The organism is Pseudomonas sp. 5Vm1k (assembly GCF_056161485.1).
In genome coordinates this window covers 165,072-175,649 of record NZ_JBSPCZ010000016.1, presented here as the reverse complement: position 1 = coordinate 175,649, position 10,578 = coordinate 165,072, and the positions used below count along the sequence as shown (strand labels likewise).

The following is a 10,578-nucleotide window of genomic DNA, read 5'->3' as shown; positions in this document are numbered from 1 at the left end:
GGTCGGCTGTCAGGCCGCCTTCGCAGGCAAGCCAGCTCCCACAGTTTTGACCGAGTACAGCTGGGGAAATGGGTCGGCTGTCAGGCCGCCTTCGCAGGCAAGCCAGCTCCCACATTTTTGACCGGGTACATTCGGGAGAGATAGGTCGGCTGTCAGGCCGCCTTCGCAGGCAAGCCAGCTCCCACAGTTTTGACCGAGTACAGCTGGGGAAATGGGTCGGCTGTCAGGCCGCCTTCGCAGGCAAGCCAGCTCCCACATTTTTGACCGGGTACATTCGGGAGAGATAGGTCGTCTGTCAGGACGCCTTCGCGGGCAAGCCATGCTCCTACAGAAGCAAAAGCAGAACGGCATACACCGCCCCGCTCCTCACCACTCAAGGGCGAGCGTTAGCTCGCCTGCCCTTGATCTTGCCCTACCCGCCCCTTCGGGAGGCTGAGTGGAGGTGTTCATCTGGGGGGTGGGCGCGTAGCGCCGTGCGGCGGAGCCGCACACATCGAGAGGAGGTCGAAGCGAAGCCGACCGTAGGCGATGCCCCCAGATGAATACCGGAACGAAGGAACGCCGAGCCTAAGCGAGGGGCCGGACGCCGGGGCGAGACCTTTTGGTTCCTTTTGGGGCGTCTGCCAAAAGGGACTCGCCGTAAGGGCGAAACCGCCAGCCGCCCTAACCGCACAACCGGATATACACACAAATCACCAAGAGCATGGTCGGCCCAAAGGCCGCCACTACCCACCCCTGCTATGCCCAGACAAAGGGGTCCCCCTCAAAAAACGATATTTCCGCCCACCCGGTCAACAACGCTACTCTCAGGAGATACCGCTACCCAAATCCCCCGGGGACTCCATGGAAAGAACCACCGTCAAACCTCTCCTGCTCGCAATCGCTCTAGCCACCGCAGCCCCCTTCGCCCAAGCCGCCACAACATTGGTCTACTGCTCCGAAGCCAGCCCCGCCGGTTTCGACCCCAGCCAATACACCAGCGGCACCGACTTCGACGCCTCGGCCGAAACCGTCTTCAACCGCCTCACCCAATTCAAACGCGGCGGCACCGAAGTAGAACCGGGCCTGGCCACAAGCTGGGACGTGAATAAGGACGGCCTGAGCTACACCTTCCACCTGCGCGACGGCGTGAAATTCCACACTACCGACTATTTCACCCCGACCCGGGACTTCAACGCCGACGACGTGCTGTTCACCTTCCAGCGCCTGCTCGACCCGGAGAATGCGTTCCGCAAGGCCTACCCCGCCGAGTCGCCGTACTTCACCGACATGGACCTGAACAAAACGATCAAAAGCGTCGACAAGATCGACGACCACACCGTGCGCTTCAGCCTGAACAACATCGATGCCGCCTTCATCCAGAACCTGGCCATGAGCTTCGCCTCGGTGCAATCCGCCGAGTACGGCGCGCAGTTATTAAAGGAAGGCAAAGCCGCGGACATCAACCAGAAACCCGTCGGCACGGGCCCGTTCGTGTTCAAGCGTTATCAGAAGGACTCGCAAATCCGCTACACCGGCAACAAGGACTACTGGAAACCCGAGGACGTGAAAATCGACAACCTGGTGTTCTCGATTACTCCGGACGCGGCGGTGCGCTTGCAGAAGCTCAAAACCGGCGAATGCCAGGTCAGCGGCTACCCGCGCCCGGCGGACATCGAAGTGATGGAGAAGGACCCGAACCTGACCGTGCTCAAGCAGGCCGGCTTCAACCTCGGTTTCCTCGCCTACAACGTCACTCATCCGCCGTTGGATCAGCTCAAGGTCCGTCAGGCCCTGGACATGGCCATCGATAAGCCGGCGATCATCAAAGCCGTCTACCAGAGCGCCGGCCAACTGGCGCAGAACGCCCTGCCACCGGCGCAATGGTCGTTTGATCCGAACATCAAGGATGCGCCCCACGACCCGACCAAGGCCAAGGCGCTACTGAAAGAAGCAGGGGTTGCACCGGGCACCACCATTAATTTGTGGGCCATGACCGTGCAACGCGCCTCCAACCCGAATGCGCGGATGTCGGCGCAGATGATTCAGCAGGATTGGGAAAAGGTCGGGATCAAGGCCAACATCGTCAGCTACGAGTGGGGCGAGTACATCAAGCGCGCCAAGAACGGCGAACATGACGCGATGATCTACGGCTGGACCGGCGACAACGGTGACCCGGATAACTGGCTCGGTGTGCTTTACAGCTGCGCAGCCGTGAAAGGTAGCAACTACGCTAAGTGGTGCGACCCGGCGTACGACAAACTGATCCAGCAGGCCAAGGTCTCAACCGACCGTGACGAGCGGGTCAAACTCTACCAACAGGCGCAGAAAATCCTTAAGCAACAGGTGCCTATTACACCGATCGCCAACTCGACGGTTTTTCAGCCACTGCGCAAGGAAGTGACCGACTTTAAAATCAGTCCTTTTGGCCTCACACCCTTCTATGGTGTGGGTATAAATAAGTAACACCGCGCGCCAACCGGGTGCGCCATACGCCCCGGTCGCCCCTTCTTGGGGCGGCTTTTGCACCGTAAAAAACGTGCGCAAACGGTCAAATGCGTCAATATTTATACATATGCGACATTAAGGTACGTTCGTGCCACTGTTTAAGACTTGTGGCCGTTCTGGATCTTGCAATGGGTATGGCCCCTGCATAAGTATCCGCAGGCACGACTCACGAGGTCGTCCTCTAATTCCAAAAATGACAACAAATCATGAGGCCACCATGCTTAAACACGCGGTCATTCCGTTTTTAGTCGGCGCCAGCTTGTTAGCTGCCGCACCTTTCGCCCAAGCGGCGACTAACCTGGTGTTTTGCTCCGAAGGGAGCCCGGCCGGTTTTGATCCTGGTCAGTACACCACCGGAACCGACTTCGACGCCTCTGCAGAAACCATGTTCAACCGCCTGACCCAGTTCGAGCGCGGCGGCACCGCCGTTGTTCCTGGCCTGGCGACCAGCTGGGACATCTCCACGGATGGCCTGACGTACACCTTCCACCTGCGTGAAGGCGTCAAGTTCCACACCACCCCGTACTTCAAGCCAACTCGTGAGTTCAACGCCGACGACGTGCTGTTCACCTTTAATCGCATGATTAACAAGGATGATCCGTTCCGCAAAGCGTACCCGACTGAATTCCCGTACTTCACCGATATGGGGATGGACACCAACATCACCAAAATCGATAAAGTCGACGACAAAACTGTCAAGTTCACCCTGAAAGAAGTTGATGCCGCGTTCATCCAGAACATGGCCATGAGCTTCGCGTCCGTGCAGTCCGCCGAGTACGCTGCCCAGTTGCTCAAGGAAGGCAAAGCCGCCGATATCAACCAGAAGCCGGTCGGCACTGGTCCGTTCGTGTTCAAGAGCTACCAGAAAGACTCCAACATCCGCTACACCGGGAACAAGGACTACTGGAAGCCTGACGACGTCAAGATCGACAACCTGATCTTCGCCATCACCACCGACCCGTCGGTACGTATTCAGAAGCTGAAAAAGAACGAGTGCCAAATCACTCTGTTCCCACGCCCGGCCGACCTCAAGGCGCTGCAAGAAGACAAGACTCTGAAAGTGCCTAACCAGGCTGGCTTCAACCTGGGTTACATCGCCTACAACGTGATGGACAAGATCAAGGGCAGCGATCAGCCGAACCCGATGGCCCAACTGAAAGTGCGTCAAGCACTGGACATGGCCGTCAACAAGCAGCAGATCATCGACTCCGTTTACCAAGGTGCTGGTCAACTGGCCGTCAACGCCATGCCGCCAACCCAATGGTCCTACGACACCACCATCAAGGATGCGCCGTACAACCCTGAGAAAGCCAAAGAGCTGCTCAAGGAAGCGGGCATCAAGGAAGGTACCGAGATCAACCTGTGGGCCATGCCGGTTCAGCGTCCGTACAACCCGAACGCCAAGCTGATGGCTGAAATGCTGCAGTCCGACTGGGCCAAGATCGGTATCAAGGCCAAGATCGTGACCTACGAGTGGGGCGAGTACATCAAGCGCTCCAAAGGCGGCGAAAACGGCGCGATGCTGATTGGCTGGAGCGGCGACAACGGTGACCCGGACAACTGGCTCAACGTGCTGTTCGGCTGCGACTCGCTGCAGGGCAACAACTTCTCCAAGTGGTGTGACAAGAAGTTCGACGGCATCGTAAAAGAAGCCAAGCGCACGACCGACCAGGGCAAGCGCACCGAACTGTACAAACAGGCGCAACACGTCCTCAAAGACGCTGTTCCGATGACACCTATCGCTCACTCGACGGTGTTCCAACCCATGCGCGACAACGTGCAGGACTTCAAGATCAGCCCATTCGGCTTGAACTCCTTCTACGGCGTCAGCGTCAGCAAATAAGATTCGGCAACGGCGGCGTATTTAACGTCGCCGTTGCTTTATCTGCCGGGAATGTAGGAATTCTCTGACAGCCAAAACCACTGCGGACTACCGCAGACGTTTAGGACGTGTCGGCTTTTCCTACGAGTTTTTCAGGCCTTTCCGCATTTACTGCCAGACCCACGGCCCCTACCGTCGGGTTCTGACCAGTTTATGCGTGGGCCCTCGGTTTGCTGCGTGCATTGGTTTGAGATCAATGAAGCCTCCACGTCCCTGGACGGGACGGCGGCTCATTGTTAAACACTAAAAAAGAGGGAGCGTTATGCGCCATACCTTGGTTTTATCCGCATTGCTGGGCACCGGCCTGTTGGCCGCCACTTCCATCAGCCAGGCCGCCAACAACAGCCTGGTCTTCTGCTCTGAAGGCAGCCCCGCCGGTTTCGACACGGCGCAGTACACCACTGCGACCGATAACGATGCCGCCGAGCCGCTGTACAACCGACTGGCAGAGTTTGAAAAGGGCGCGACCAACGTCGTACCGGGCCTTGCAACGAGCTGGGATATTTCCGAAGACGGCCTCACGTACACCTTCCACCTGCGCGAAGGGGTGAAATTCCACACCACGCCCTACTTCACGCCGACCCGCGATTTCAACGCCGATGACGTGTTGTTCACGTTCAATCGCATGCTCGATCCGCAGCAACCTTTTCGTAAGGCTTATCCAACCGAGTTCCCGTATTTCAACGGGATGAGCCTGAACAAGAACATCGCCAAGGTCGAGAAGACCGGGCCGCTGACCGTGGTTATGACGCTCAACAGCGTGGACGCCGCGTTCATCCAGAACATCGCCATGAGCTTCGCCGCCGTCCTGTCCGCCGAATACGCCGACAAACTGCTGGCCGAAGGCAAACCGAGCGAGATCAACCAGAAGCCGATCGGCACCGGGCCGTTCGTGTTCAAGAGCTATCAGAAAGATTCCAACATCCGCTACACCGGCAACAAACAGTACTGGGACCCGAGCCGGGTCAAGCTCGATAACCTGATTTTTGCCATCAATACCGACGCCTCGGTGCGGGTGCAGAAGCTCAAGGCCAACGAATGCCAGATCACCCTGCATCCGCGCCCTGCCGATGTGACGGCACTGAAGAACGACCCAAAACTCAAGCTCATCGAGAAGCCTGGTTTCAACCTCGGCTACATCGCCTACAACGTGCGGCACAAACCGTTCGACCAGCTCGAAGTGCGTCAGGCGCTGGACATGGCGGTGAACAAACAAAGCATTCTCAACGCTGTGTACCAGGGCGCCGGGCAGTTGGCGGTCAACGCCATGCCGCCGACCCAGTGGTCCTACGACGAAAGCATCAAAGATGCCGCCTACAACCCGGAAAAAGCCAAGGAACTGCTCAAGGCTGCCGGCGTGAAGGAAGGTACCGAAATTACCCTCTGGGCCATGCCGGTCCAGCGCCCGTACAACCCCAACGCCAAGTTGATGGCCGAGATGCTCCAGGCTGACTGGGCGAAAATCGGCCTCAAGGTGAAGATCGTCAGCTACGAATGGGGCGAATACATCAAGCGCACCAAGAATGGCGAGCACGACATCAGCCTGATCGGCTGGACCGGTGATAACGGGGACCCGGATAACTGGCTCGGCACGCTTTACAGCTGCGACGCCATTGGCGGCAACAACTACTCCATGTGGTGCGATCCGGCTTACGACAAGCTGATCAAGCAGGCCAAAGTCGTCACCGACCGCGACCAGCGCACCGTGCTTTACCAACAGGCGCAGCAATTGCTCAAGCAGCAAGTGCCGATCACGCCAGTCGCTCACTCGACGGTCAACCAACCGTTAAGCGCCAAAATCGAAGGGTTCAAGGTGAGCCCCTTTGGTCGCAACGTGTTCTCGGGTGTCAGCATCGATCAATAACCGATAAGCCTGAAACGCAGGGGGCGGATTTCGCCCTCACGCAAGCGTGTTGCCGTAATTCGCCAATCAGGCCTACAGCAAACGTTTGCGATACCTTGAATGAGTTCTAAACCAAATAGCCGGATCACCAAAAAAGACCGGCATTAAAAAAAGAAAGAAAGGAGCTTCACCCATGAAACTGAGCAGCACCGCGATTTTGGCCTTGGCCATTAGCAGCATCACCGCCACGGCTTACGCGGAAACCCAAAGCCAGGAATACACCCCGGTCACGGTCAACACCGCCAGCGCCCAAGCCGATGCACCCGGCTTCCTCGAAGGCTCCACGGTCAAAGGCACGACCCGTAACTGGTACGCCAACGAGCAACTGAAACGTGGCGGCAACTTCACCTACCGCAAAGACGGTGTAGCAACACCTACTGATCGCCGGATCAACTGGGTTCAGGGCACCATCGTCAACTTCAGCTCCGGTTTCACTCAGGGCACCGTGGGTGTCAGCACTGAATTGGCGGTCTACAACGCCGTCGCACTGGACCGTGATCGCAAGGACCTGGCGTCCAACAACGGTGGCGCACCGGGTTCGCGTCCAGGCGCCGGTAACAACCGCACCCTGACCAAAGAAGGCGGCGACGCTGAAGGTCAGTGGAGCAAACTGGGCCTGGCCAACGTCAAGTTCCGCGTGTCGAACACCACCCTGACCGCCGGTCGCCAGAACTTCAGCACACCTATCGTCGACAACATCGGCAACCGTGCGCTGCCGTCGAGCTTTGAAGGTGTGAGCCTGCACAGCGAAGAGCTGAACAACCTGTCGTTCGACGCCGGCACCTTCGATCGCGTATCGCCGCGTACTGAAGAGAGCCTGTCGAAATTCCGCTCCGAGTACACCAACAATGGCGCTGAAACCGATCGCGTCAACATCGTCGGCCTGAACTACCAGCCGTTGAAAAGCCTGAAGACCAGCCTCTACGCTTCCCAGGTTGAAGACTTCTGGAACCAGTACTACTTCGGCGCTACCCACGAACTGGGTGACAGCAACGTCCTGAGCCTGACCACCGGCCTGAACTACTACAAAACCGTCGATGCCGGCAAAAAAGAGATGGGCGAAATCGACAACGACACCTACTCCCTGTCGTTCGGCCTGACCCACCAGGCCCACAGCCTGACCTTCTCGTACCAGGAAATTAACGGTAACGAGTACTTCGACTACCTGCATGAAACCAACGGCATCTACCTGGCCAACTCCCTGCTCTCCGACTTCAACGGCCCGAACGAAAAATCGTTCCAGATCGCCTACGGTCTGAACATGGCTGAATACGGCGTGCCTGGCCTGAAGTTCAACATCTACCAGGCTCGCGGCTGGGGCATCGACGGTACTCACTACACCGGCACTGCGTATGACGTGAAGAACATGGACGGCGAACATCACTACGAATACGGCATCGGTACTTCGTACGCCGTACAGAGCGGCCCGCTCAAGGCCACCACTGTTCGTGCGACCTACACCACCCACCGTGCCAGCGAAAACCAGGCCGATGGCAGCATCAACGAGTTCCGTCTCGTGACCACCATCCCGTTCAACATTCTGTAAAAACACCAGCCAACGGCTGACTCATGAAGAGTCGGCCGTTTGGTTTTTTCCTGTTCAACCGATTGCAGAGGGTTCTTGATGAAAATGCTTCCCCTACGTGCGGCCATCGCTGCCGCGTTGCTGAGTGTCGCTGTTGGCGTCTCGGCCAAACCCTTGGTGGTCTGCACCGAAGCCAGTCCGGAAGGCTTCGATATGGTCCAGTACACGACTGCAGTCACAGCCGATGCGGTGGCCGAAACCATCTTCAATCGTCTGGCGGACTTCAAGCCCGGCACCACCGAAGTGGTTCCGGCACTGGCCGACTCCTGGGACATCAGCGAGGACGGTCTGACCTACACGTTCCACCTGCGCAAAGGCGTCAAGTTCCACACCACCGATTACTTCAAGCCGACCCGCGACATGAACGCCGACGACGTGGTCTGGAGCTTCCAGCGCCAGCTGGACCCGAATCACCCGTGGCACAAACTGTCGAGCGTGGGCTTCCCGTACTTTGAAAGCATGGGCTTCAAGGAACTGCTCAAAAGTGTCGAGAAAGTCGACGACAACACCGTCACTTTCACGCTGACTCGCCGCGAAGCACCGTTCCTGGCCGACATCGCCATGGCGTTCTCCTCGATCTACTCCGCCGAGTACGCCGACCAGTTGCTCAAGGCCAACAAGACCGGCGATCTGAACAACAAGCCGATCGGCACCGGCCCGTTCATCTTCCAGCGCTACGCCAAGGACGCTCAGGTGCGGTTCAAGGCCAACCCGGAATACTTCCGTGGCAAGCCACCGGCTGAAGCGTTGATCCTGGCCATCGCCACCGACAACAACGTGCGCCTGCAAAAGCTCAAGGCCAACGAGTGCCAGATCGCTCTGTATCCGAAGCCGGACGACATCCCGAGCATCAAAAAAGACACCAGTCTGAAAGTCGATGAAATGAACGCGATGACCGTTTCGTACATCGCCATGAACACCACCCACAAGTACATGAGCGACGTGCGGGTGCGTAAAGCCATCGACATCGCCTTCGACAAGGCCGCCTACGTCAATGCGCTGTTCGGCAAAGGCAACGCGACCGTCGCGGTCAACCCGTACCCGGACACCCTGCTGGGCTACAACCACAAACTGACCAATCCGCCACGCGACCTGGACAAGGCTCGCGCCCTGCTCAAGGAAGCCGGCGTACCGGAAGGCACCACGTTCACCCTGTTCACCCGTAACGGCGGCGGCCCGACCAACCCTAACCCGATGCTCGGCGCGCAGATGATGCAGGCTGACCTGGCCAAGGTCGGGATCAAGATCGACATCCGCGTCATGGAGTGGGGCGAGATGCTCAAGCGCGCCAAAAACGGCGAGCACGACATGGTTTCTGCCGGATGGGCGGGCGACAACGGCGACCCGGATAACTTCCTGACGCCTATGCTCAGTTGCGAGGCGGCCAAAAACGGCGAAAACTACGCGCGCTGGTGCAGCGAGAAATTCCAGACGCTGATTGATCAAGCCCGAGCTAAAGTGAACCCGGCGGAACGCGCAGCGCTCTATGAGCAAGCCCAGGAGGTCTTTAACCAGGACCAACCCTGGATCAGCATGGCCCACACCCGTATGTTCACCGCAATGCGCAACAACGTAGAGGGCTACCACATTAGCCCCCTCACCACTAATAACTTCGCCACCACCCAGGTGAAGTAGATAAGAAAACTCCCGGCGTCCCTGACCCCAGGGACGCCAGGCACGCCTAACCGGCTGATGAGGTAGCACACAAGATGTTTAGTTTTATTGCCCGCCGACTGGGGTTGTTGATCCCCACGTTTTTCGGCATCACCCTGCTGACTTTCGCGTTGATTCGCATGATTCCGGGCGACCCCGTGGAAGTAATGATGGGCGAACGTCGGGTCGACCCCGAAATGCACGCCCAGGCAATGGAACGCCTAGGTCTGAACAAACCCCTGTATGCCCAATACCTGGATTACATCGGCAAGTTGGCCCACGGCGACCTTGGCGAATCGCTGCGTACCCGTGAAAGTGTCTGGAGCGAGTTCAGCTCTCTATTCCCTGCGACCCTGGAATTGTCCATGGCCGCGTTGTTGTTCGCCGGCGTCCTGGGCCTCCTGGCCGGGGTGATTGCGGCACTCAAGCGAGGATCCCTGTTCGACCATGGGGTGATGGGCATCTCCCTGGCGGGATATTCGATGCCGATCTTCTGGTGGGGCCTGATCCTGATCATGTTCTTCTCGGTGTCCCTGGGCTGGACCCCGGTGTCCGGGCGGATCGATCTGCTTTATGACATCGAACCACGCACCGGTTTCATGCTCATCGACACCTTGCTGGCCGATGACGTCGGCGCGTTCTTCGACGCCCTGCATCACCTGATCCTGCCGGCCATCGTGCTCGGCACCATCCCGCTGGCCGTTATTGCGCGGATGACCCGTTCTTCGATGCTCGAAGTGCTGCGTGAAGACTACATCCGTACCGCCCGCGCCAAAGGCCTGTCGCCAGCGCGCGTGGTGTTCGTGCACGGCCTGCGCAACGCGTTGATCCCGGTACTGACCGTGGTCGGCCTGCAAGTCGGCACATTGCTGGCCGGTGCGGTCCTGACCGAAACCATCTTCTCCTGGCCCGGCATTGGCAAATGGCTGATCGAAGCCATTGGCGCACGGGATTATCCCGTGGTGCAAAACGGCATCCTGTTAATCGCCTGCCTGGTGATTCTGGTCAACTTCGTAGTGGACATCCTCTACGGCTTTGCCAACCCACGCATTCGTCACCAGCGCTGAG

6 protein-coding genes are annotated in these 10,578 nt (G+C 58.3%); all 6 read left to right on the top strand.

The features are described from left to right. Nucleotides 1–843 precede the first annotated feature (843 nt). The 6 genes from ACWIKB_RS26485 (at nucleotide 844) to ACWIKB_RS26460 (ending at nucleotide 10,577) form a co-directional block, all read left to right on the top strand. Entirely contained in the window at nucleotides 844–2,445 is a 1,602-nt protein-coding gene (locus tag ACWIKB_RS26485) for an ABC transporter substrate-binding protein (protein ID WP_475270431.1), read from the top strand. A gap of 259 nt (nucleotides 2,446–2,704) precedes the next feature. Beyond that, nucleotides 2,705–4,330 carry an ABC transporter substrate-binding protein gene (locus ACWIKB_RS26480; RefSeq protein WP_403021789.1) on the top strand — a complete coding sequence of 542 codons (1,626 nt, stop codon included), beginning with the start codon at nucleotides 2,705–2,707 and terminating at the stop codon, nucleotides 4,328–4,330. A 301-nt stretch (nucleotides 4,331–4,631) separates the two neighbouring features. Then, nucleotides 4,632–6,233, top strand: coding sequence for an ABC transporter substrate-binding protein (locus ACWIKB_RS26475; RefSeq protein ID WP_475270430.1), 1,602 nt, complete (start codon nucleotides 4,632–4,634; stop codon nucleotides 6,231–6,233). A gap of 172 nt (nucleotides 6,234–6,405) precedes the next feature. Beyond that, entirely contained in the window at nucleotides 6,406–7,818 is a 1,413-nt protein-coding gene (locus ACWIKB_RS26470; protein WP_475270429.1) for an OprD family porin, read from the top strand. A gap of 78 nt (nucleotides 7,819–7,896) precedes the next feature. After that, nucleotides 7,897–9,492, top strand: coding sequence for an ABC transporter substrate-binding protein (locus ACWIKB_RS26465; RefSeq protein WP_475270428.1), 1,596 nt, complete (start codon nucleotides 7,897–7,899; stop codon nucleotides 9,490–9,492). Nucleotides 9,493–9,566: 74 nt separating this feature from the next. Beyond that, nucleotides 9,567–10,577 (top strand): ABC transporter permease subunit, encoded by a 1,011-nt coding sequence (locus ACWIKB_RS26460; RefSeq protein ID WP_475270427.1) that lies wholly within the window; start codon nucleotides 9,567–9,569, stop codon nucleotides 10,575–10,577. Nucleotide 10,578 lies beyond the last annotated feature (1 nt).